At 66.6% G+C, this 20,990-nt stretch carries 24 protein-coding genes and 3 tRNA genes; 9 read left to right on the top strand and 18 right to left on the bottom strand.

The genetic code is table 11. The features are described 5' to 3' along the window. Positions 1-44: 44 nt before the first annotated feature. From B9Y86_RS07875 to tilS, 11 genes are all read right to left on the bottom strand, one after another. A complete protein-coding gene (locus tag B9Y86_RS07875; RefSeq protein WP_085484690.1) occupies positions 45-773 on the bottom strand; it encodes a Rossmann-like and DUF2520 domain-containing protein in 729 nt (242 codons plus the stop codon). Next, on the bottom strand, positions 770-2,356 hold the full coding sequence (locus tag B9Y86_RS07870) for a PH domain-containing protein (RefSeq protein ID WP_085484688.1): 1,587 nt from the start codon (positions 2,354-2,356) through the stop codon (positions 770-772). The genes B9Y86_RS07875 and B9Y86_RS07870 overlap by 4 nt, the downstream gene beginning before the upstream one ends. Beyond that, entirely contained in the window at positions 2,353-2,901 is a 549-nt protein-coding gene (locus B9Y86_RS07865) for a PH domain-containing protein (RefSeq protein WP_085484686.1), read from the bottom strand. The genes B9Y86_RS07870 and B9Y86_RS07865 overlap by 4 nt, the downstream gene beginning before the upstream one ends. A 1-nt stretch (position 2,902) precedes the next feature. Beyond that, a complete protein-coding gene (locus B9Y86_RS07860; protein ID WP_085484684.1) occupies positions 2,903-3,358 on the bottom strand; it encodes a DUF3180 domain-containing protein in 456 nt (151 codons plus the stop codon). Then, positions 3,355-3,876 (bottom strand): 2-amino-4-hydroxy-6-hydroxymethyldihydropteridine diphosphokinase, encoded by a 522-nt coding sequence (folK, locus tag B9Y86_RS07855; RefSeq protein WP_085484682.1) that lies wholly within the window; start codon positions 3,874-3,876, stop codon positions 3,355-3,357. The genes B9Y86_RS07860 and folK overlap by 4 nt, the downstream gene beginning before the upstream one ends. Further along, a complete protein-coding gene (gene folB / locus B9Y86_RS07850; protein WP_085484680.1) occupies positions 3,873-4,295 on the bottom strand; it encodes a dihydroneopterin aldolase in 423 nt (140 codons plus the stop codon). The genes folK and folB overlap by 4 nt, the downstream gene beginning before the upstream one ends. Then, positions 4,292-5,083 carry a dihydropteroate synthase gene (gene folP, locus B9Y86_RS07845; protein ID WP_085485338.1) on the bottom strand — a complete coding sequence of 264 codons (792 nt, stop codon included), beginning with the start codon at positions 5,081-5,083 and terminating at the stop codon, positions 4,292-4,294. The genes folB and folP overlap by 4 nt, the downstream gene beginning before the upstream one ends. Positions 5,084-5,211: 128 nt before the next feature. Beyond that, a complete protein-coding gene (folE, locus tag B9Y86_RS07840) occupies positions 5,212-5,787 on the bottom strand; it encodes a GTP cyclohydrolase I (protein WP_085484678.1) in 576 nt (191 codons plus the stop codon). Between the two features lie 12 nt (positions 5,788-5,799). Next, positions 5,800-7,806 carry an ATP-dependent zinc metalloprotease FtsH gene (gene ftsH, locus B9Y86_RS07835; RefSeq protein WP_085484676.1) on the bottom strand — a complete coding sequence of 669 codons (2,007 nt, stop codon included), beginning with the start codon at positions 7,804-7,806 and terminating at the stop codon, positions 5,800-5,802. Positions 7,807-7,967: 161 nt separating this feature from the next. Beyond that, a complete protein-coding gene (gene hpt, locus B9Y86_RS07830) occupies positions 7,968-8,519 on the bottom strand; it encodes a hypoxanthine phosphoribosyltransferase (protein WP_085484674.1) in 552 nt (183 codons plus the stop codon). A gap of 14 nt (positions 8,520-8,533) precedes the next feature. After that, positions 8,534-9,562, bottom strand: a complete 1,029-nt coding sequence (tilS, locus tag B9Y86_RS07825; protein ID WP_085484672.1) for a tRNA lysidine(34) synthetase TilS — start codon at positions 9,560-9,562, stop codon at positions 8,534-8,536. Positions 9,563-9,609: 47 nt separating this feature from the next. Between tilS and ppa the strand changes: the two genes are divergently transcribed. Next, positions 9,610-10,101: an inorganic diphosphatase gene (gene ppa / locus B9Y86_RS07820; protein WP_085484670.1), complete on the top strand. Its 492-nt coding sequence runs from the start codon at positions 9,610-9,612 to the stop codon at positions 10,099-10,101. Between the two features lie 100 nt (positions 10,102-10,201). Here ppa and B9Y86_RS07815 read toward each other — a convergent pair whose 3' ends face one another. Further along, positions 10,202-11,527, bottom strand: coding sequence for a M23 family metallopeptidase (locus B9Y86_RS07815; RefSeq protein WP_139824808.1), 1,326 nt, complete (start codon positions 11,525-11,527; stop codon positions 10,202-10,204). A 221-nt stretch (positions 11,528-11,748) separates the two neighbouring features. Between B9Y86_RS07815 and B9Y86_RS07810 the strand changes: the two genes are divergently transcribed. From B9Y86_RS07810 to B9Y86_RS07800, 3 genes are all read left to right on the top strand, one after another. Next, positions 11,749-11,821, top strand: a tRNA-Glu gene (locus B9Y86_RS07810). 103 nt (positions 11,822-11,924) lie between these two features. Continuing rightward, positions 11,925-12,001: transfer RNA gene (locus B9Y86_RS07805), tRNA-Asp, on the top strand. Positions 12,002-12,059: 58 nt separating this feature from the next. Continuing rightward, a tRNA-Phe gene (locus B9Y86_RS07800) sits at positions 12,060-12,132 on the top strand. A gap of 79 nt (positions 12,133-12,211) precedes the next feature. Here B9Y86_RS07800 and B9Y86_RS07795 read toward each other — a convergent pair. After that, positions 12,212-12,415 (bottom strand): DUF2188 domain-containing protein, encoded by a 204-nt coding sequence (locus B9Y86_RS07795; RefSeq protein WP_085485336.1) that lies wholly within the window; start codon positions 12,413-12,415, stop codon positions 12,212-12,214. Positions 12,416-12,546: 131 nt separating this feature from the next. Here B9Y86_RS07795 and B9Y86_RS07790 point away from each other — a divergent pair, with 131 nt between their 5' ends. Genes B9Y86_RS07790 through B9Y86_RS07780 form a run of 3 tightly spaced genes read left to right on the top strand, consistent with a single transcriptional unit; the run spans position 12,547 to position 14,608 of the window. Then, the gene (locus B9Y86_RS07790) at positions 12,547-13,233 is read left to right on the top strand and encodes a histidine phosphatase family protein (RefSeq protein ID WP_085484666.1); all 687 of its coding nucleotides are present in this window, start codon (positions 12,547-12,549) and stop codon (positions 13,231-13,233) included. A gap of 28 nt (positions 13,234-13,261) precedes the next feature. Then, positions 13,262-13,825: a DUF3090 domain-containing protein gene (locus B9Y86_RS07785; protein WP_085484664.1), complete on the top strand. Its 564-nt coding sequence runs from the start codon at positions 13,262-13,264 to the stop codon at positions 13,823-13,825. Then, the gene (locus tag B9Y86_RS07780) at positions 13,826-14,608 is read left to right on the top strand and encodes an SCO1664 family protein (protein ID WP_085484662.1); all 783 of its coding nucleotides are present in this window, start codon (positions 13,826-13,828) and stop codon (positions 14,606-14,608) included. On the opposite strand, the gene B9Y86_RS07775 is transcribed toward B9Y86_RS07780, so the two are convergent. Next, on the bottom strand, positions 14,609-14,857 hold the full coding sequence (locus B9Y86_RS07775; RefSeq protein ID WP_085484660.1) for a hypothetical protein: 249 nt from the start codon (positions 14,855-14,857) through the stop codon (positions 14,609-14,611). It abuts the gene before it with no gap. A gap of 126 nt (positions 14,858-14,983) precedes the next feature. Then, complete coding sequence (locus tag B9Y86_RS07770) at positions 14,984-17,557, bottom strand: ATP-dependent Clp protease ATP-binding subunit (RefSeq protein WP_085484658.1); 2,574 nt, start codon at positions 17,555-17,557, stop codon at positions 14,984-14,986. 225 nt (positions 17,558-17,782) lie between these two features. Here B9Y86_RS07770 and B9Y86_RS07765 point away from each other — a divergent pair, with 225 nt between their 5' ends. Both B9Y86_RS07765 and B9Y86_RS07760 read left to right on the top strand, forming a co-directional pair. Then, entirely contained in the window at positions 17,783-18,688 is a 906-nt protein-coding gene (locus tag B9Y86_RS07765) for a hypothetical protein (protein ID WP_085484656.1), read from the top strand. A 276-nt stretch (positions 18,689-18,964) separates the two neighbouring features. Next, entirely contained in the window at positions 18,965-20,293 is a 1,329-nt protein-coding gene (locus B9Y86_RS07760) for a reverse transcriptase family protein (RefSeq protein WP_085484654.1), read from the top strand. Between the two features lie 7 nt (positions 20,294-20,300). On the opposite strand, the gene B9Y86_RS17535 is transcribed toward B9Y86_RS07760, so the two are convergent. Genes B9Y86_RS17535 through B9Y86_RS07750 form a run of 3 tightly spaced genes read right to left on the bottom strand, consistent with a single transcriptional unit; the run spans position 20,301 to position 20,963 of the window. Further along, positions 20,301-20,462: a hypothetical protein gene (locus tag B9Y86_RS17535; RefSeq protein WP_176223300.1), complete on the bottom strand. Its 162-nt coding sequence runs from the start codon at positions 20,460-20,462 to the stop codon at positions 20,301-20,303. A gap of 9 nt (positions 20,463-20,471) precedes the next feature. Continuing rightward, positions 20,472-20,660: a hypothetical protein gene (locus tag B9Y86_RS07755; protein ID WP_085484653.1), complete on the bottom strand. Its 189-nt coding sequence runs from the start codon at positions 20,658-20,660 to the stop codon at positions 20,472-20,474. Then, positions 20,661-20,963 carry a YtxH domain-containing protein gene (locus B9Y86_RS07750; RefSeq protein WP_085484651.1) on the bottom strand — a complete coding sequence of 101 codons (303 nt, stop codon included), beginning with the start codon at positions 20,961-20,963 and terminating at the stop codon, positions 20,661-20,663. Between the last annotated feature and the right edge of the window lie 27 nt (positions 20,964-20,990).

Below are 20,990 nucleotides of genomic sequence, written 5' to 3'. Positions count from 1 at the left end.
CACCCTCGATGCTAGTGCCTGTCCGAGACCCGTGATCCCGCGGTTCAGCCACCGATCGAGTCGAAGTGGGTTCCTGTGTCGTCGCCGCGCGCGCGGTGCAGCGCGTTCTCGACGGCCGACCGCACGAGGGGGCCGAGCACCAGTCCGGGCGCGGGAACGCCGATGCCCGACAGCAAGCTCGTCGCCTGGTCGACGATGGCGCTCGAGAAGGTCGTCGCCGTCTCGATGGCCTCCGCATAGGCCTTGCGGTCGTTCTCCGCCACCACCACCGGTTCGCCGCCCATCTCGACGACCAGGGCCTGGCCGATCGGAAGGACCGGGCCCGGCGCCGTGACAGCGAACCAGGTGCCGACGAGCCGCGCGATGTCGACGCTCGCCCCGGTGAACTGCATGGCCGGGTGCACGGCGAGCGGAATCACGCCCTGCGCGAGCGCCGGCGCGAGTACGCCGACGCCGACCCCTGGAGCCGTGTGCATGACGAGTTGGCCGGCCTGCCAGCTGCCCGTGTCGGCGAGCCCCTGCACCAGCGTCGCGAGTTCCGACTCGGGAACCGCGAGAATGACCAACTCGCTGCGCTCGATGAGCTGCGGGATCTCGAGGATCGGTACTCCCGGAAGAATGGCATCGGCCCGCTCGCGACTCTCATCGGAGATCGCGGCAACGCCCACGAGAGCGTGGCCCGCGCCCGCAAGCGCGGCGCCCAAGATAGGGCCGACTCGTCCGGCGCCGACGATGCCGATTCCGAGCCGTCCACTTCGTTGTGCAGGATTCACCGAACATCCTCCGGTCGTTGCGGGTGAGGGTCTGCCGAGCCGGGGCCGCCGAACGACGTGCCGTTCGCCCAGCGCGAGCCGTCTTCCAGGGCACCCGCCGCCGTCGCCGCTCGACTGATGGCGTCGAACGCGCTGATCGAGCCAGCCCTGTCGAGCACCGACAGGGTCGCGGAGACAGGCCCGGCGACAGTGTCGAGGGTCAGAGAACAGAGGTCGAGGGCGCGCGAGAGCGGCCCCTGCTCGATACGAAGGCTCTGGATGCGTGCCGCCGGCACCGCGACGAGTTGCCGCCATACGAGGCCCTTGCGCAGCAGAACCGCGTCGCCCGCCAGCGCGTACCCGGTGCGCCGCCACGAGAACGGACGCAGCCATCGGCCGCGACGCGGAGCGGGAACGAAGTCGACGGCGAAGCCCGGGGTGGGCCCCGACGACACCATCCCGGCCAGAATCAGATGCCGGGTGTCGGCACTCGCCAGCCCTGGAAGGAGCAGACCGAGCACCTTGTCGACGTCGGCTCGGGTGCCGACCGGCAGCATCGTCGTCGCCGGTTGGCTGCCGGAGCCGCTCGAGGCGTGACCCGCCCTGTTGATGCGGATCGCCCACCAGTCGAACGGCCTCCACAGCAGAGGCTGGTAAACCTCGATCGCATGGATCCGACCGGGCGGGAGAGTGTCATTCGACGTGGTCAGAAGTCCGTAACCGACGCGCACGCCGTCGGGTGTCGCAGCGATCGAGAATCGCAGTGAGCGCGTCACCTTACGAGCGAAGTATCCGGCGCTACCGAGGATCGCGGGCACGATGAGGAACACGAACCCAAGCTCACGGCCGCTCGCAGCCAGCACGCCGAGGGCCACGATGCCGGCGATCGTGAAGATCGTGGCGCCGCTTGCGAACAGCGATCCCGCGAGCCGCAGCGGCGAGATACGAACCACGGATTCCGGCGGAGCCTCAGAAGGATCGAGCTCAGGGGCCAGCAATTCCGTGACCCGCCGGCCGATGATGCCGGCCGAGCCGGAGGCATCCGATGCCGGGGCGCCCGCGCCTTCTTCTGCCCGTCTGGTCGAAGCGAGCAGAAGGATGTCGTGCCGCAGTCGATCGACGTCGCTGCCGCGCAGATACGCCAACTGCACCTTCGCGTCCTGCCCTGCGACGCTCAGCTCGAGCCGGGCTGCGCCGAACAGGCGCGCGATGAACGGGCGCGTGATGGCGATGCCCTGGATGCGATCGAGCCGCGCCTGGCGATGGGTGCGGAACAGGATGCCGCTCCGCACCTCGACCGCTTCGTCGTTGATGCGGTAGGTGTGCATGCGCCACGAGAGATAGAAGGCCGCGACACCGAGAACGAGACCCCCGACCACGATGGCGATCGCCCAGCCGAGGTGGCCGCGCCTGTTGAGTTCATCGAACAGGTCGCCGCTATCGGGGCCGCCGACGAACATCTCGACGAGTCGCTCGCGCACGTTCGCCAAAACGAAGCCGATAACCGCGATGAGGCCGATGCCTCCCTTGAGAAGCGGAGTCGCCGGATGCAGACGCAGCCAGTCGCCGCCGCCCGGCAACGGTGGAGCGACGGGCTCTGTCACAGCCCAGCCCGGCGCGTCTCGGCAAGCGATACGAGGGCGTCGCGCAGCGCGTCGGCATCGGCGTCTGCGAGACCGGGGATCGTGACGCCGGTGGCCGCCGCGGCCGTGACGAATCGCAACTCGGCGAGGCCGAGGAAGCGGGCGACCGGCCCCCTGTTGATGTCGATGAGCTGCATGCGGCCATAGGGAACCGAGACGACGCGATGGAACATGATGCCGCGCCGGAACAGCAGGTCATCGTCGCGAAGCTGATAGCCGATCGAACGCACGCGCCGCGGAGCGATGACGAACATCACGAGCGTGACGACGACGGCCACACCGACCAGGATCCATCCGAGCGGCTCCGCGAACCACTTGGTGAGCGCGAAGACAGCGGTCGCGCCGATGGCCACCACTCCGAAGAGGGCGACGCCGACGAGTTCGACACCGATGTACTTGGGACTCACGCGTCGCCAATCGCCGCCGATCTCGACGCGCTTCGTGACGGGCGAGGAGTCGGAGGGGTGCTGCGCATCGTGACCGGCGACGTTCGTAGGGTCGGACATGTCAGGTCTCCGGGGTGAAGTCGTCGGGCGGCAGTGCACAGAGCTGTTCGGCGATGAGACCAGCGACGAGCAGCACCACTCCGCCAGCAGCGCTGGCAATCGAGAGCCAGAGCGACGAGACCTCGGGAACGATCGCGCGCGAGAGCACATAGATCGTGCATCCCAGCCCGAACCCGGCCACGAGGCTGCCGACGAGGCTCGACGCCTTCGCGAGCACCACGACCCGCATCGCTCTGAACGGGTTGACCTCGCGCCGGACCGGCCCGCGGATGGCTCGGTAGACGGGAATAGCGAAGGCGAGTACGAGGGCCGCGGCAGCGGCGAGTGTGATCGGCAGCGTAACCGGCGGAACGAGGATCGGCCTGCCGCCAGACGCGAGGCCGATCTGCAGGAGGAACCCGACAATGGCGCCCGCCAGCGCGAGAGCGATCACAGGGAACGGGGTGGTGCGCTTCACATCGACTCCGATCGGGTTCGGCGGGCCGTGTCGTCGGTCGACGCGAGCAGTACGTCGACCCGGCCACGGCCGGGAATCGTCGCATCCGCATCGAGCTCGAGCCACGGGGCGAGCACGAAGTCGCGCTGCCAGGCCCGCGGATGCGGCAGCGTGAGTCTCTCGTCGTCGAGTTCGAGCACTCCGTAGGTGATGACGTCGATGTCGAGCGTGCGATCTCCCCAGCGCTCTTCGCGCACCCGGCCGTGCCTCAGCTCGATCTCATTGAGTGCGTCGAGCAGCGCGTGCGGCGCCAGCGTGGTCTCGATGATCGCTGCGGCGTTGAGGTAGGCGGGGGCATCGGGGTCGATGCCGTGGAGCTTCACGGCCACGGTCTCGTAGAGGCTGGACTCTCCGATCATCACGACACCGGGCAACGCAGAGATCTCGGCCATCGCGTCGTTGATCGTCTCTCCGCGATTGCCGAGGTTGCTTCCGAAAGCGAGCACGGCGCGGGTGCCACCCAACTCGTGCGCGCTCATCGCGCCTCCTCGGCGTTCGCTGTGCGGAGACGACCGCGGGGCCGCACGATGGTGATCGAGACGTCGGCGAAGGGCACGGGGATGGGTGCGTCGGGCTTGTGCACCGTGACTCTGACCTGTCGAGCGACCGGATGCGCGAGAACGAGCGTCGCGATGCGCTCGGCGAGCGTCTCGATCAGGTCGACCGGCTCCGAAGCCGCAGCCTCGGAGACCTCGACGGCCAGTTCGCCGTAGTGCAGGGTCTGAGCGAGATCGTCACCCTCTGCCGCCGGTGCGGTGTCGAGCCACACGGTGAGATCGAGGAGGAAGGTCTGGCCGTCGGCGCGCTCGAAGTCGAATACGCCGTGGTGCGCGAAAACCTCGAGGCCCGTGAGGGTGAGGGTGTCGAGCTCGTCGATCGGCACGAGGTCGTGGGTCATGATCGGGCGCCCTTTCGCCACGCATCGGCTACGTCGAGGGCGGCGCGCGTCTGGGCAACGTCGTGCACGCGCACGGCCCAGGCACCCTGCGAGGCCGCGATCGCTGCGACGACGGCCGACGGCGCGTCCCGCGCATCCGGAGCAGCACCCTCGGCGACGAGCGGGGCGAGGAATCCCTTGCGCGATGCCGCGACGAGCACCGGCAGTCCGAGGGAGGCCAGCTCGCCGTAGTGGCCCAGCAGGGCCCAGTTGTGTTCTGCGTTCTTCGAGAAGCCGATACCGGGGTCGACGATGATCTTGGCTGGATCGACCCCGCGCACGATGAGTTCGGCAACGCGGTATTCCAGTTCGCGACGCACATCGGAGACCACATCGGCGTAACTCGCCTTGGCAGCCATCTCGGCGCTGTGACCTCGCCAGTGCATCACCACGAAAGGCAGGCCCGTCTCGATCGCGACGCGGGTCATGTCGGGATCTGCGAGTCCCCCGGAGACATCGTTGATGACGGCCGCGCCCGCGTGCGCCGCTGCCAGAGCGGTCGCCGCGTTCATCGTGTCGACACTCACCGCTATGCCGCCGCGCGCGAGCTCGCGTACGAGCGGCAGCACCCGGCGCTGTTCTTCGGCCACCGGCACACGCTCTGCCCCGGGTCGGGTCGACTCTCCGCCGATGTCGATGAGGTCAGCGCCCTGCGCTGTGAGATCGGCAGCGTGCTCGAGAGCCGCGTCGAGCGTGTTGAACCGCCCACCATCGCTGAACGAATCGGGCGTCACGTTCAGAATGCCCATGATCAGGGTGCGCTCGCCCGTGAGCGGCACTCCGCGCGCGGCCGTCGACGACCGGATGCGGCGGCGAACGGACGCGGGTCGGCCACCCCCGTGGGCGGTCGGGCCGGTTGCACTCACGTCGCTCGTTCTCACGTCGTGGCTCCGATCAGGCTCATCAGCTCCGCGCGCTCCGCGGGCTGCGACAGCGTACCGCGACTCGACACCGTCACGGTCGAACTGCGTGTCTGCCGTGGCCCTCGTGTTCTGACGCAGTCGTGCTGAGCGTCGAGGACGACGAGAACACCGCGGGCGTCGACGCCGTCCTCGATCACGGAGGCGATCTCGTCTCCGAGTCGTTCCTGCAGTTGCGGCCGTGATGCGAGGGCGTCGACCACAGACGCGATGCGCCCGAGGCCGATGAGTCGATTCGACGGAACATACGCCACGTGGGCGACACCGGTGAATGGGAGCAGGTGATGCTCGCACACCGAGCGGAATTCGATGTCGCGCACCAGAACGGGCTCGGCCTCGGCGCCCTCGGGCACGGCGAAGGTGTCACCGAGCATCGACACGGCGTCGACGCCCAGACCGGAGAAGAACTCCTCGTAGGCGTCGGCTACACGGGCCGGGGTTCGATCGAGGCCGCCGCGCGATGGATCTTCACCGATGGCGATGAGAATGTCGTGCACGGCCGCCTCGACACGAGCCCGGTCGAATGCTGTCACGCGCTCGGAGAGCTACGCGGTTGCGGGACGGGGCGGAGCCTGCGGCGAACGCTTGGGCTTCTGCTCCGGCTCGGACTGGATTCCGCCATCGACTGCGCCGGCATCGACTGGCGCCTTCGGGGTGGGGAACGCCACCGGAGGCAGCTGCGAGACGGGCCGCTTGTCGCTCGAGAGCCACTGCGGGCGAGGCGTGAGCTTCTTGACGTCTTTGAAGATCACCGCGAGCTGCTCGTGGTCGAGCGTCTCGTGTTCGAGCAGCTCGAGGGCAAGACGATCGAGGATGTCGCGGTTCTCGTTGAGAACGCCCCAGGCCTCGTCGTGGGCTGCCTCGATGAGTCGGCGCACCTCTTCATCGACCTTCTCGGCGATGCGATCGGAGTAGTCGCGCTCGTGACCCATGTTGCGACCCAGGAACATCTCGCCCGAAGCGGCGCCAAGCTTGACGGCACCGATGTCGGATGACATGCCGAACTCGGTGACCATCTTGCGGGCCGTGGCGGTGGCCTTCTCGATGTCGTTCGATGCGCCGGTCGTGGGGTCGTGGAACACGACCTCTTCGGCGACACGACCACCCATTGCATAGGCCAGCTGGTCGAGCAGTTCGTTGCGCGAGACCGAGTAGCGGTCTTCGAGCGGCAGGACCATCGTGTAGCCGAGGGCACGACCGCGGGGAAGGATCGTGATCTTCGTGACCGGGTCGGTGTTGTTCATGGCCGTGGCCACCAGAGCGTGGCCGCCCTCGTGGTAGGCGGTGACCAGCTTCTCGTGGTCGCGCATGATGCGGGTGCGGCGCTGCGGGCCGGCGATGACACGGTCGATGGCCTCGTCGAGGGCGCGGTTGTCGATCAACTGGGCGTTGGAGCGAGCGGTGAGCAGCGCGGCTTCGTTGAGCACGTTCGCCAGGTCGGCACCGGTGAAGCCGGGTGTCTTGCGAGCAACGACCTCGAGGTCGACACCGGCGGCGAGCGGCTTGCCCTTGCCGTGCACTTCGAGGATCTTCTTGCGACCCTGCAGGTCGGGAGCATCGACGCCGATCTGGCGGTCGAAGCGGCCCGGGCGCAGCAGCGCGGGGTCGAGGATATCGGGGCGGTTGGTCGCGGCGATCAAGATGACGTTCGTCTTGACATCGAAGCCGTCCATCTCGACGAGCAGCTGGTTGAGTGTCTGCTCGCGCTCGTCGTGGCCACCGCCCATGCCGGCGCCGCGGTGACGACCGACGGCATCGATCTCGTCGATGAAGATGATGGCGGGAGAGTTCTCTTTGGCCTGCTGGAACAGGTCGCGCACGCGGCTCGCACCGACACCGACGAACATCTCGACGAAGTCGGAACCCGAGATGGAGTAGAACGGAACGCCGGCCTCACCTGCAACGGCGCGGGCGAGCAGCGTCTTACCGGTTCCGGGAGGGCCGTACAGCAGCACGCCCTTGGGGATGCGGGCACCGACGGCAAGGAATTTCGCCGGCTCTTTCAGGAAGTCTTTGATCTCTTCGAGCTCTTCGAGCGCCTCGTCGCTGCCGGCGACATCGTCGAACGTGACCTTCGGCGACTCCTTTGAGACGAGCTTGGCCTTGGACTTGCCGAACTGCATGACCTTCGAGCCGCCGCCCTGCATGCCCGAGAGCATGAGCCAGAAGAAGGCTCCGATGAGCAGCACGGGAAGAAGGATGCCGATGAGAGACAGGAACCAGTTGGTCTGCGGCACCTCGTCGTTGTACCCCTTGGCGGGCGCGGCGTCGTTGACCGCATTGATGACCTCTTCGCCGCGCGGCGCGACGTAGTAGAACTGCACCTGCGTGCCGTAGTCCTTGTCGGCCTTCGCGAGCGTGAGATCGACTCTCTGCTCACCATCGATGATGGTTGCCGAATTGACCTTGCCGTCTTTCAGCAGCTGCAGGCCCTCCTGCGTGTCGATCTGCTTGAAGCCACCACCCGTGATGAGGCTGAAGCCGATCCAGAGCGCGATGGCGCCGAGCAGGATGTACGGAATGGGAGATCGGACGATCTTTTTAGCGTTCATGTCTCTTCATCATGTCGAGAGGGTGTGTTGCTCGAGAGCAATTGAGATAGTGGCAAGGCTATCGGTGCCTGGCTGCACACCGACTGCATGTTCCCCGTGGGCGTAACGAGGTGTCCGCGCTGATCGAGTAGGCCGCCCGCGGCCGTATCGAGATCACACCATCAGGAGTACACGTGCGGCGCGAGCACCGCGACATCGCGGAGATTTCGATAGCGCTCCGCGTAGTCGAGCCCGTATCCCACCACGAAATCGTTCGGGATCTCGAAGCCGACGTAACGCACGTCGACCTCGACCTTCGCGGCCTCCGGCTTGCGGAACAGCGCGCAGATCTCGACGCTCGCCGCTCCGCGCGTGCGCAGGTTGCCGAGCAGCCACGACAGGGTCAGGCCCGAGTCGATGATGTCCTCGACGATCAGCACTTTGCGACCCGAGAGGTCGCTGTCGAGGTCTTTGAGAATGCGCACGACACCGGAGGACTGCGTACCCGCTCCATAGGAACTGACCGCCATCCAGTCCATATTCAGTGGAAGCGTCAGCTCGCGAGCAAGGTCGGCCATGACCATGACCGCGCCTTTCAGCACGCCGACGAGAAGCAGATCTTCTCCTTCGTAGTCGGCCTCGATGCTGCGAGCGAGCTGCGCAATGCGCGCGTGGATCTCGGCCTCGGTGTACAGCACGCTGGTGAGGTCGTCGGCGATGTCACTCGAAAGCACGGGGCTCCTTCACATTAGATGTCTGACGCAGCCTGGAACACGAGATTCCCGGCGACCCTGACAACTCTAATGCCGGGCAGGTCGACGCCCTTCTGCCCGTGCCAATCGGTCACGAGGGCGGCAGCGGCAAGGGTCTGCGCGCGACTGAGGCTGACGCCGAACTCGCTCAGCACGACGTGGCGGATGATGCGGTTGCGCAGAGCGGCGGGATTCGCCGTGAGAGCCCCGACCGAGATGGCGATACCCGCTTCGGCGTGCTCCACGATCTCTTCGATCGTCTCCTCGGCCATGTGATCGAGGGCGTCGCCGTCTTCGCGCAGCTGCTCGGCGGTGCGGGCCAGAGCCTCGGCGATGCCCGGTCCGAGCTCACTCTCGAGTACCGGCAGCACGGCCTGGCGCACTCTGACGCGCGAGAAGGCTGTGTCGGCGTTGTGCGGGTCGAGCCACGGTTCGAGCCCCGCATCGGCGCAGGCTGCGACGGTGGTCGAGCGCCGGATGCCGAGCAGCGGGCGCACGAAGACACCCGAGACGGGCGCCATACCGTGCAGGCTGGATGCGCCGGCACCGCGCGCCAGGCCGAGGAGCACGGTCTCGGCCTGGTCGTCGAGAGTGTGGCCGAGAAGAACCGCGACCGACGAGGTCTCGCGACGCACCGCATCCAGGGCCGCGTACCGAGCGTTGCGAGCAGCGGCCTCGGGCCCGCCCGAGCCGGGGCCGGCATCCACCTGCACGAGCCGCACGAGCACCGGGTCGAGGCCCAAGTCCAACGCCTGCCCAGCAGCCCGGGCGGCGACCGCGGCGGAATCGTGTTGCAGACCGTGATCGACGATCACGGCTCCCGCCCGCATTCCGCGACGGGGCGCCTCGAACGCGGCCGCAGCCGCGAGGGCCAATGAATCCGGCCCGCCGCTGAGGCCCACGAGCACCAGCGGGGCGTCATCGGATGCGGGCAACGCCTCGAGGAAGTCGCGCACTGCCCGCCGCACGTCGGCGATCGCCGGGGTCAGGCGGGGGCGACGTTCGGATGGAGTCTCGAGGGGCATCCAGTAACGTTATTGCAGTTCACGACCCACGAAGGAGAACCGCCGGCATGGCTGCTTACGACGCGATCATCGAGATTCCCAAGGGAAGCCACAACAAGTACGAAGTCGACCACGAGACCGGGCGGGTCTTTCTCGACCGCGTGCTGTTCACCTCGTTCGTCTACCCCACCGACTACGGCTTCTTCGAGAACACCCTCGGCCTCGACGGTGACCCCGTCGACGTGCTGGTGCTGCTCGAGTACCCGCTCCTCCCGGGTGTCGGCGTCTCTGTCCGCCCCGTCGCCGTGTTCAACATGACCGACGACGGCGGTTCTGACGCCAAGGTCATCGCCGTTCCCGCGAAGGACCCGCGCTGGGCCCACATCCAGGACATCGACGACATTCCCGAGTCGACCCGCAAGGAGATCGAGCACTTCTTCGAGCACTACAAAGACCTCGAGCCCGGCAAGTGGGTCAAGACCGAGGGGTGGCAGAACGCCGCCGCCGCCGAGCAGATCGTGCTCGACGGCATCGAGAAGCTCAAGGTCGAGGGTCACTAGAACCTCAGCCGACAAAAGGCCCTTCGACGCTCATTCCCGAGCCTGTCGAAGGGCCTTTTTCGATGCAGCCGCTCGCGACCTCATCGATCAGCGCAGGGCTCTAGCCGAAGTAGACGCCGCGATCGGCCATGAAAGGCCGGGGGTCGGTGGGGTCCCCGCCGACACGCACCTCGAAGTGCACGTGGCATCCGGTGGAATTGCCCGTCGTTCCGGCGAAAGCGATGATCTCGCCCGCGGCAACGTACTGGCCTGAACCCACGTTGAGGCTCGTGTTGTGGCCGTACCCGGTGCGCACGCCGCCACCGTGATTGATCTCGACGAAGTTGCCGTAGCCGCCGTTGTAGCCGGCATAGCTGACCTCACCGGCCGCCGCTGCATAGACGGGAGCGCCACAGGTGCCGCTGTTGTAGTTGAGATCGAGACCCGCGTGCAGCGTGTAGTTTCCCGTGACAGGGTTCGTGCGCATGCCGTACTCGTCTGTGGAGTAGGAGCCGGGGAACGGGCTGGCCCAGCCGCTCGACACCGGGCCGGGGCCGCTACTGTCGCCGCCTCCACCACCGCCACCGCCACCGGATGCCGCTGCCGCGGCGGCCGCAGCGGCAGCAGCCTGTCGCTCGGCTTCTTTGCGCGCCTCTTCGGCGACGCGCCGAGCCTCGACACCCGCGTTGTAGTCGGCCTCCGTCGCCTGGCGGTTCTGCGTGAGAACCGCGAGCTGGGTCTCGAGTTGAACCTCGTGCGTCTGCTGGGCGGCGAGAGACTCTTCGAGGGACTTCTGCGCGGCGATCGCCTCGTTGCGAGCAGCTTCGGCCTCATCGGCCAGAGCCTTCAGTGCATCGCGCGCCACGACGGCCTGGTCGGTGAGCGACTGGGCCGTGTTCTTGTCTTGTTCGGCCGTGGCGTAGAGCTTCGAGGCGGATCCCGTGAGCTGGCTCATCGCGCCGAGCTGGTAGAGCAGGCCGTCGGCCTCGCTCGACTCGCTGGTAAAGAGGTTCACCGACAGACCGTTGCCACCGGACTTGGCCATCAGCGCAGCGAGCTGGCCCGCCTGCTTGATCGAGGCATCCGCCGTCGCCTGGGCCGCCGCCGCCTGGGAGTCGAGTTCGTCGGCCTTGAACGAGGCCGTGTCGTACTTGGTCTGTGCTTCCTGGTACTCGGTTCCGCGCTGGATCGAGAGCGACTGGGCGGCCGCGGTCGCGTCTCGCAGCGACGCGATCAGACCCTGGATTCGCTGGATCTCGCTCTGTTTGCTCGACTCGTTGGCCTGAGCGGCCTGCACGTCTTCCCACGTGGGGTAGTCGTCGGCGTAGGCCGGCGCTGCCAGCACCGATCCCGTGGCCACCAGGGCAACCGATACCGTGATCGACCCGATGAGGTGTCGCAGAGTCCAGGGGCCGCGGTGTCGACGTCGACTTTTCGTGGCTTTCACAATTCCCCCGGGCGGTGATGACGAGCAAGCTTTTATCACTCTAGTAACAGTAGTAACAGGGGCCACTCTAACAACAGAGCGTTGGGCCTCCCCAAGATCATGGCCTGCCGACCGCGGAATTCCCGGTTCATTCCGCGTCGAGTCGCATCTCGAAGCGGGTTCGCCGACCCGAATTGGCGAGAGCGAGAAGTGTGTGGCATACTCGTTGAGTTGTCACCAACGGCCCTATCGTTTAGAGGCCTAGGACACCGCCCTTTCACGGCGGCAGCACGGGTTCGAATCCCGTTGGGGTCACATTGGTAACAGCACGAAGAATCACCAGTAAGAAAAAAGCAGCACAACCACGACAACTTAACAAGCAGTACAGATTCACCAGGCAGTTCAGATTCACCAGTATGGCCCTGTAGCGCAGTTGGTTAGCGCGCCGCCCTGTCACGGCGGAGGTCGCGGGTTCAAGTCCCGTCAGGGTCGCCAAGGCGACAAGCCCAACCGAGAGGAAGGGCTTTTTGTCTGTGAGCGACTTCGGTCACTCGCCTCTGTAGCTCAGTTGGTAGAGCGTTCGACTGAAAATCGAAAGGTCACCGGATCGACGCCGGTCGGAGGCACTGTCCCATCCCGCGGCTTCTACGCGAGGTGGGACTTTTTTGTTTAAGCGTCCCCCGACCAGCGCCTGAATCCAGTCGGCTAGTCTCCGTAAGCGGTGCGATCGTCGAGTTCTCCGTCCTCATTGCGAACGGCGTGCTCCCGTCGCAGCCGACGGGCCTGCTCACGTCCCTCACCGATCGCGTCAGCCTTCGATCGATACGGGCCGGTAGCTCCCTTCTCACCGTCGACCCGGTTGTACCAGGCACCACCCTCGTGGAATGTCTCGACGTCTCCTGTGGGCATCATTCCTCCTTCGTTTGGTCCCTACCTTCGTGTGTCTTGGCGCGAGTGCGCTAGTACTTATGACGAGCGGTTCGCGACGTACGTCACGCTTGCTGACCGGCCAGACCAGGCCTTCTGTCTAGTCTGATCACATGGGCACACTGATTCTCGTGCGGCACGGCCGCACCCAGGCGAACGTCGACGGCATCCTCGCGGGGCGCACTGCAGGAGTCGATCTCGACGATCACGGACGCGAGCAGGCCGCCGCGACAGCAGAGCGCCTGATGTCGGTCCCCCTCGTCGGCGTGGTCTCCAGCCCGCTAGATCGCTGTCGCCAGACATCCGCTCTGATTCTCGACCGCCAGGAGGGCTCCCCCGAGTTTCTCGTCGACGACGACATCACCGAGTGCGACTACGGCGACTGGCAGGGCGGAACCCTGAAGGAGCTCAGCACCGAGAAGCTCTGGAAGGTGGTGCAGTCGAGCCCCTCGGCAGCCGTATTCCCCGGCGGAGAGTCCCTCGCGGCCATGCAGGCCCGATCTGTGGCCGCCGTGAGGCGCATGGACGCGTACTTCGAAGAGCAGCACGGCCCCGGCGCAGTCTGGGCCGCGGTCAGCCATGGCGACATCATCAAGTCGATACTCGCCGATGCCTACGGCATGCATCTCGACCTCTTCCAGCGCATCAGCGTCGGGCCCGCATCCGTCTCGATCGTCCGCTACGGCGCCGGCGCGCCGAGCGTGCATGCCACGAACACCGAATCCGGCGATCTCTCCTGGCTTCGCACTGCGCCGCCGACGGCAGATGCTCCCGTCGGCGGAGGCGCTGGCCCGGCCTGACGGCACTCAGCGCTCGTAGACTAGAACCATGGCTCCCCTCGTCCACGCCTTCGATTGGCCCGACCGGGTGGTGGTCGGCACGATCGGCCAACCCGGCGCCCGTTCTTTCTACCTCCAGGCCCGCACGGGCAAGCGCATTGTCAGCGTCGGCCTCGAGAAACAGCAGTCGGCCGCACTCGCCGAGAAGATCGAGGAGGTCCTCGACGAGCTCATGAGCCAGGAGGGCAATCCGGCCAGCGTTCCGGCGACGACCCCGGTCGAGCTCGTCGACAACGACCCGCTCGATCCCGTCGAAGAAGAGTTCCGCACCGGCACGCTCAGCCTCGGCTGGGATCCCTCGACCGCCCAGGTCGTGATCCAGGCGTTCCCGATCATCGAGATCGAGATCGACGAAGATCAAGACGAACTCGAGCTCGACCTCACCGACGTCGAACCCGACGAGATGCTCGTCGTGCGTATCCCGGTGGGTTCAGCCCGGGCCTTCGCCAAGCGCACCCTTGAGGTGGTCGGCGCGGGCCGTCCGTTGTGCCCACTCTGTGGCATGCCGATGGATGCCGATGGGCACGTCTGCGACCCATCACCGGATTTGTAGATGGCGACAGAGGCGATCGGCTCCGCCGACGGGCAGGGCGGCGAGCTCGTGATCACGGGACGCATCACGACGGCGTCGAACGCGACCTTCCTCGCCCAGATCGGAGACACCGCTGTCGTCTACAAGCCGGTCGCTGGCGAGAATCCCCTATGGGATTTTCCCGACGGCACGCTGGCTCAGCGTGAGGCGGCGGCATACCTCGTCTCTGAAGCGTTCGGCTGGAACGTCGTTCCCCGCACATGGTTGAGAAGCGGCCCGATGGGCGTAGGCATGGTGCAGTTGTGGCAGGACATCGACCCCGAACAGGATGCCGTCGACCTGGTCACCGCAGACCGGTTACCTGAGTCCGGATGGCGTCGAGTGCTCGATGGTACCGACGAGGAGGACCGCGAGGTCACCCTCATCCATGAGGACACTGACGCGCTCCGGCGTATGGCGATCTTCGATGTCGTGGCGAACAATGCCGATCGAAAAGGGGGCCACATCCTGGCCATGCCCGACGGCCACAGGCACGGAGTCGATCATGGCCTTACATTCCATGCGGAGCACAAACTGCGCACCGTGCTCTGGGGTTTCACCGGAGACGATCTGCGCCCCGAGGAGATCGCCGCCGTCGATCGCGTGCGCACCTCGCTCTACGCCGAGCTCGGCGACGCCTTGTCCGAGCTCATCACAGCGGACGAACTCGATGCACTCGACGCGCGCTGCGACCGCCTGCTGCGGACGACGAGATTTCCGGCACCGCGGGGTCATATGCCCGCGGTGCCGTGGCCGCTCTTCTGACTACTCTTCGGTCTTGAGCGCGAGACCGATCGCGAAGAATGTGGGTGCCCAGTGGCCGATGAAGATGCCCCACCGGTCGGACTGAGCCTTGTCGTCTGACTTCTTGGCGCGCGATCCCAGCCATGCGAAGAGGGCGAGAACTATGGAAGCGAAGCCCGCCAGATAGGCGTACTCGCTGCGCAGACCCAGGTCATGCGCCGTGCGGATGGGGTTGAATGCGGCCTGCTCGATATCTTTCTTCTTCGCCATGGTGGCGTCCTTCCGTCAGAAGCCCGTCTGGGGCTGAGGCCACTCTGGCACGCGAAAACGCCCAGCCCAATGGGATTGCGCGGGCTGGGCGTTCTCGTAGTATCTTCGGCCGATCCGGCCTGAGTGCTAAGCGGCGACAGGCAGCTCCGCGGTGGCCGAGACCACGCTGAGCTGGCCGTCGATGACGTCGACCGAGACCGAGCCGCCATCCAGCACCGCAGAGTTGACCAGCAGCTCGGCGATACGGTCATCGAGTTCGCGCTGGATCACCCGACGCAGCGGACGCGCTCCGTACTCGGGCTCGTAACCGTGCTCGGCGATCCAGTCGATCGCCGATTCGCTGACGTCGAGCGAGACGTTCCTGGCCTCGAGACGCGAGCGGGTCGCATCCAGAAGCAGGGCCACGATCTGCCGCAACTGCGGCTGGTCGAGCTTCGTGAACAGCACGATCTCGTCGATGCGGTTGATGAACTCGGGGCGCATGGCCTCGCGCAGCTTGCTCATGACCCGGTCGCGCAACGCCTTGTCATCGCCGAATCCGTCTGCGGCGTTCGGGGCCGCGAAGCCGATGGGGCCTCCGCGGCTCGCGAGGAACTCCGAGCCGATGTTCGACGTCATGATGATGACTGTGTTGCGGAAGTCGACCGTGCGACCCTGTCCATCGGTCAGGCGCCCGTCGTCGAGAACCTGCAGAAGCAGGTTGAAGATGTCGGGGTGGGCCTTCTCGATCTCGTCGAACAGGATGACCGAGTACGGGTTGCGCCGCACTCGCTCGGTGAGCTGTCCGGCCTCGTCGTAACCGACATATCCGGGAGGGGCACCGACGAGACGCGAGACCGTGTGACGCTCGCCGAACTCGCTCATGTCGAAGCGCACCATGGCCTTGTCGTCACCGAAGAGAGACTCGGCCAGGGCCTTGCCCAGCTCGGTCTTGCCGACGCCGGTCGGGCCGAGGAACAGGAAGCTGCCCACGGGACGGTTGGCATCGCCCATGCCCGTGCGGTTGCGTCGCACAGCCTTGGCGACGACCGAGACGGCGTCGTTCTGACCGATGACGCGCCCGTGCAGTTCGTCTTCGAGCACCGCGAGGCGCTCACGATCGACCTGGGTCAGACGGGCGGCAGGGATGCCGGTGGCGCGCGAGATCACGGCTGCGATCTCGGCCTCGCCCACGATGGCCTCGGCGGCATCGCCTGCGGACGGTGCCGGCTTGGCCGCCGCGAGCTTCTCGTGCACGGCCTCGATCCGGTCGCGTAGACGCGATGCCTCCTCGTAGTGCTCGAGCGAGACGGCAGCATTCTTCGACGCCTCGAGCTCGCTCAGCTCTTCGAGCAGGGCCGAGGTGTCGACCCGGGAACCGAGACTGAGGCGCAGACGCGCGCCGGCCTGGTCGATCAGGTCGATCGCCTTGTCGGGCAGAAAACGGTCTGTGACATAGCGCGCCGACAGCTCGACGGCGCCGCGGATGGCCTCGTCGGTGTAGCGCACTCCGTGGTGCTCCTCATAGGCGCCACGGAGCCCCGAGAGGATCGCGACGGCGTCTTCGATGGAGGGCTCGCCGACGTGAACGGGCTGGAACCGGCGCTCGAGCGCGGAGTCCTTCTCGATCGATCGGTACTCCTTGAGCGTGGTAGCGCCGACGACATGCAGCTCGCCGCGGGCTAGTCGAGGCTTGAGGATGTTTCCGGCATCCATACCGCCTTCGCCAGAGCCGCCGGCGCCCACGACCGTGTGCAGCTCGTCGATGAAGACGATGAGCTCGGTCTTGTGGGCGCTGATCTCGTCCATGAGGGTCGTGAGGCGCTCCTCGAAGTCGCCACGGTAGCGTGTGCCGCCGACCATGGCCGCGAAGTCGAGCGAGACCACGCGCTTGTCGCGCAGCTGCTCGGGTACGTCACCGGACGCGATGCGCTGGGCCAGTCCCTCGACGATCGCGGTCTTGCCCACGCCGGCCTCACCGATCAGAACGGGGTTGTTCTTGGTGCGGCGCGACAAAATCTCGACGGTCTGCTCGATCTCGTCGGCACGGCCGATCACGGGGTCGAGGCCGCCGTCGCGAGCCATTGCGGTGAGGTCGGTGCCGAACTTGTCGAGCATGGGCGTTTCGGATGCCGCGGGCGCGTCGGACTGCACGCTCGTCGCCTGCTCGCCCATGGTCTCGCGCATGCCGGACTGCAGAGCCTCGGGCGTGATGCCCGCCGCCGACAGCACCTGGCCGGCGGGAGAGTCCTGGCTGATCACGAGCGCGAAGAAGAGGTGCTCGGGGTCGATGTAGGTCGAGCCCGAGGCGCGGGCGACCTGGTACGCGTGGAACAGTGCGCGCTGGGCCGACTGCGTGAGAACTGGCGACTCGACCGCGTGCGCGGACTGGGCCTGAGGCAGGCGCTGCTCCGCGGCGTTCGCGATGTCGGCCGGTCGCACGCCCAGACGTCCGATGACCTCGGCGGCGGGCTCGGTCTCGGCGAGCACACGCAGAATGTGCAGGGCGTCGAGTTCACGGTGGCCGTGCTCGATGGCGAAGCGACCCGCAGATGCGAGAACCTCGTGGGTGCGCCGGCTCATAAGCCGACTGATGTCGATGGAACGCCCGGCCTGGGCCGCGCGCTCGCCCTGCAGGTAGCGGGCGAGGAACTCGTCGAAAGAGTTGCTCCCGGATCCGTCGGAGTCCGAGGAAGAGTTGGGGTCGAAACGATCGGGCAAAGTAACCTCCTGTGAAACTTGAGTGCCTTCGACTCAACTCAACAATACAGAGCGCCATCTATTCCCGCCCGCTCCCGTGCGCTGGTCGAGCAGCGCGTGTCGAGACCACCCCGAAGTGCGGAGAATGGCCGCTTCGCCGCGCTCTGAAGCGGCCATACTCCGCACCTCAGCGCGCCCTGTGGAGAGCGGAAGCGGTGGCAACGTAAAACTTGCCACCATGTGGGCATGAGTCCGCGAGCGCCTAAGCCGTTTCCGCACCCCGACCGCGCCTTCACCGTGCGCGAGGCGCGCGGCCATGGCGTATCTCGGCGCAGGCTGAGGGCTCTCGATTTCGACAAGCCGTTTCACGGCATCCGGGTCGCGGCCACAGAAACGAGGTTTCTCGACGATCGCTGCCGCGCCTTTCTCCCTCGGATGCCTCGCGATGGTGTCTTCAGCCACGTCACGGCAGCCGCGCTCTACCGAATTCCCTTGCCTGTGCGGCTCAGCACCGCACCCGAATTGCACGTCTCCGTTCCAGCGTCGCGACGCGCAGTCGACGCGAAGGGCATCGTCGGGCACAAGACAAGCCTCACGGTCGACGATTGGGACGAGAGGTTCGGATTTGCCGTCACGACTCCGGAGCGCACCTGGTGCGATCTGTCCTCGCTGCTCGCTCTGCCTGAACTCGTCGCCGCCGGCGACAAGCTGATCGCTCGACGCCTTCCGCAGACCACCCGAGCCGCCCTCGAGCGAGCCGTGGCGACTTACCCGTCGCGGCGCGGCATCCGAAATCTGCGCCGAGCCCTCACGCTGCTCTCGGACCGGGCTGAGTCGCCGCGCGAATCTCTGCTGCGTGTCGCCATCGTTCTCGCAGGGCTTCCCGAACCGAAAGTCAACATGCGTATCTTCTCTGCCAAGGGTGAATTCCTCGGCAGAGTCGATCTGTGCTACCCGCACCTGAAGCTCACTCTGGAGTACCAGGGCGACCACCACAGAACCGACCGACGGCAGTGGCGCAAAGACATCGCCCGCACGAGAGCGTTGCAGGCGGAGGGGTGGACAGAACTGCAGTACACGCAGGCCGATCTTGATGATCCGACGCGCTTTCTCGAGGAACTTCGCGCGATGCTCACTCGCCTGGCGCACTGAGGTGCGGGATATGGCCGCTTCGATTCCCGGTGAAGCGGCCGTTCTCCGCACTTCAGTGCTCGACGGCGATCGCACCGGCAGTTAGCGTGGGTGAATGCGACGAACTGCGGACGAGGTGGGTGGAGTCGACAGACGGACACCCTCTCCGGGGTCACCCCGGGGTATGAATCTCAGCCCGAGCGCACAACCGCAGGCACTCCACCGCGCTTCGCGCGGCCGCGTGCCCGCACCGATCGATTGGTCGTCCGTGGTTCGTCGCTTCCTCACCGGAACCGCATGAGACAGCGCTCCGTCGCGGTGGGGCTCTCGCACGCGATGCTCGCCTGCCCCGAGTGGGCGTTCGACGCGCTGGTGGATGCCTGCGGCCGCGCTCTCGGGGTGCGCCCGGGCTGGCTGTGGCCCCTCGTCGACGGAGTCCTCGGCGCATACCGCCGTCCGCCCCTGGATGCGCACCGCGAGCTCGCCCTGTGGATCGAGGCGAGTGACGACTTCCAGAGCGCATTCGTGGCCGCGCGGGAGGCCGGACGAGTCATCACTCTCGCGCGCCTTGAGACGGTCGCGGCCAGCATGGCGCCGACCTCGCTGGCCGTGCCATCCATCGCCGGGCTCGGCGAACTCGCCGACTTTCTCGAGGTGTTGCCGAGTCAGCTCGACTGGCTCACCGACACCGTGCACTGGAATCGACGCACACCCCGCGGGCGACTTCACCACTACGGCTACGACTGGCTCGTGCGACCGGGGCGCACGCCTCGCCTGCTCGAGGTTCCGACCCCGCGTATGCGTCGGGTGCAGCGACTCGTTCTCCGCGAGATCCTGGGCCGGCTCCCCCTGAACGACGCCGCCCACGGCTTCGTTCCTGGCCGATCCGCGGCGACCGGCGCCGCGGCCCACGTCGGAGCTCAGACCGTCATCACCCTCGATCTCCGCACCTTCTTCGCGCGCGTGCCCGCTCGACGAGTGTTCTCCGTCTTTCGACAGGCCGGGTACCCCGAGGGCGTCGCCCACGCCCTGACCGGGCTCTGCACGCACGCGGTTCCTCCGTGGGTCGGCGCTCGGATGCCCGCGGGCGGCTCGAGCGAGAATCGCGCGGCCCTGAGACGCGCCATCTCCGCGTCGCACCTGCCCCAGGGCTCGCCGACCTCGCCGGCGCTGTCGAACCTGGCCGTTCGCCGCCTCGACTCGCGGCTGAGCGGCTGGGCTGCGGCATCCGGTGCCACGTACACCCGCTACGCCGACGATCTCGCCTTCAGCGGCGACGGGATGCGCGGGCGAGCCGCCGCCGCATTCATTGCCGGCGCCGAGCGGATCGTGCGTGACGAGGGGCACCTGCTCAATGGATCGAAGACGTCAATCGCGGGTCGCGGAGCCCGGCAGACCGTGACCGGTCTCGTCGTCAACGACAGTGTGGCGGTCGACCGGCCCTACTTCGACGAATTGAAGGCGATTCTGCACAACTGCGCCGCACACGGCCCACGCAGTCAGAACAGGGCCGGCCACCCCGACTTTCGGGCTCATCTCCTGGGAAGGCTGGCCTGGGTCGAGAGCGTCAGCCCATCGCGGGGAGAGCGGCTTCGACGCGAGTTCGACCGGATCGATTGGTCGTAGTCGGCTGCTACTTGCCGGCGAGCGCCGTGCACTGCGAGCAGTGCGGGTAGCCGTTGGTACCGAACTTCTTGTTCTCGACCGGAATCGCCTTGCCCACCTCGCAGTTGCGATCGTCGTGAAAGACATGCGTGTCTTGCGGCTTCTTCGAGTAGTAGGGGTTGACCTTCATGGCCTCAGTCTACGAATCGGATGATTGCTCCGCGCCCGCGCCCGGTCGGAACGCGGCATCGTCGCGAATATCGATGCGCGTCGCGCCATCGTGCTTCGACACGTCGATGCGGGGGTCGGCATCGCGCTCGGTCGACTTCGGAGCGCTGGTCAGCTGATCGTGCCGCTTGTCGGCAGCGGTCGCCTCTGCGTCAGCCATTCAGCTGGTAGATGACGAATTGGCCGATGTCGAGTCGGCAGACGTCGACGGGCCATCTGACGAGGAGCCCGTGACCTTCTCTTTAGCGGCCTTGGCCACATCGGCGATCTTCTCTTGCACCACGGGAGCAGCCTCGCGCACGAGATCGCCGGCATCCGACACAGCCTTCTGCACATGCGGGTCGTGCCAGACCTCGTTCGCACGGGACTTGATCTGGGCGTACTTGGCGCGACCGGCCTTGGTGCCGAGAACGTAGCCGGCGGCGAGGCCGACGCCGAGTCCGAAGATGAGTCGTGCTGCCATGGTGAGCTTCTTTCTACTCAGAAGATG

Source organism: Agreia pratensis (assembly GCF_900177685.1).
In the GTDB taxonomy this organism is placed as follows: domain Bacteria; phylum Actinomycetota; class Actinomycetes; order Actinomycetales; family Microbacteriaceae; genus Agreia; species Agreia pratensis.
The sequence above is the reverse complement of the archived record's forward strand: the minus strand, read 5'-3'. Positions and strand labels throughout refer to the sequence as shown.

Coding starts and splice junctions, on each gene's coding strand:
- B9Y86_RS07775 (WP_085484660.1), bottom strand. CDS start 14,857: ATGGCGAAGAAGAAAGATATCGAGCAGGCCGCATTCAACCCCATCCGC.
- ftsH (WP_085484676.1), bottom strand. CDS start 7,806: ATGAACGCTAAAAAGATCGTCCGATCTCCCATTCCGTACATCCTGCTC.
- B9Y86_RS07785 (WP_085484664.1), top strand. CDS start 13,262: ATGGCTCCCCTCGTCCACGCCTTCGATTGGCCCGACCGGGTGGTGGTC.
- folB (WP_085484680.1), bottom strand. CDS start 4,295: ATGACCCACGACCTCGTGCCGATCGACGAGCTCGACACCCTCACCCTC.
- tilS (WP_085484672.1), bottom strand. CDS start 9,562: ATGCCCCTCGAGACTCCATCCGAACGTCGCCCCCGCCTGACCCCGGCG.
- B9Y86_RS07795 (WP_085485336.1), bottom strand. CDS start 12,415: ATGCCCACAGGAGACGTCGAGACATTCCACGAGGGTGGTGCCTGGTAC.
- B9Y86_RS07865 (WP_085484686.1), bottom strand. CDS start 2,901: ATGTCCGACCCTACGAACGTCGCCGGTCACGATGCGCAGCACCCCTCC.
- B9Y86_RS07750 (WP_085484651.1), bottom strand. CDS start 20,963: ATGGCAGCACGACTCATCTTCGGACTCGGCGTCGGCCTCGCCGCCGGC.
- B9Y86_RS07780 (WP_085484662.1), top strand. CDS start 13,826: ATGGCGACAGAGGCGATCGGCTCCGCCGACGGGCAGGGCGGCGAGCTC.
- B9Y86_RS07765 (WP_085484656.1), top strand. CDS start 17,783: ATGAGTCCGCGAGCGCCTAAGCCGTTTCCGCACCCCGACCGCGCCTTC.
- folP (WP_085485338.1), bottom strand. CDS start 5,083: ATGGGCATTCTGAACGTGACGCCCGATTCGTTCAGCGATGGTGGGCGG.
- ppa (WP_085484670.1), top strand. CDS start 9,610: ATGGCTGCTTACGACGCGATCATCGAGATTCCCAAGGGAAGCCACAAC.
- B9Y86_RS07755 (WP_085484653.1), bottom strand. CDS start 20,660: ATGGCTGACGCAGAGGCGACCGCTGCCGACAAGCGGCACGATCAGCTG.
- B9Y86_RS07790 (WP_085484666.1), top strand. CDS start 12,547: ATGGGCACACTGATTCTCGTGCGGCACGGCCGCACCCAGGCGAACGTC.
- B9Y86_RS07760 (WP_085484654.1), top strand. CDS start 18,965: ATGAGACAGCGCTCCGTCGCGGTGGGGCTCTCGCACGCGATGCTCGCC.
- folK (WP_085484682.1), bottom strand. CDS start 3,876: ATGAGCGCGCACGAGTTGGGTGGCACCCGCGCCGTGCTCGCTTTCGGA.
- B9Y86_RS17535 (WP_176223300.1), bottom strand. CDS start 20,462: ATGAAGGTCAACCCCTACTACTCGAAGAAGCCGCAAGACACGCATGTC.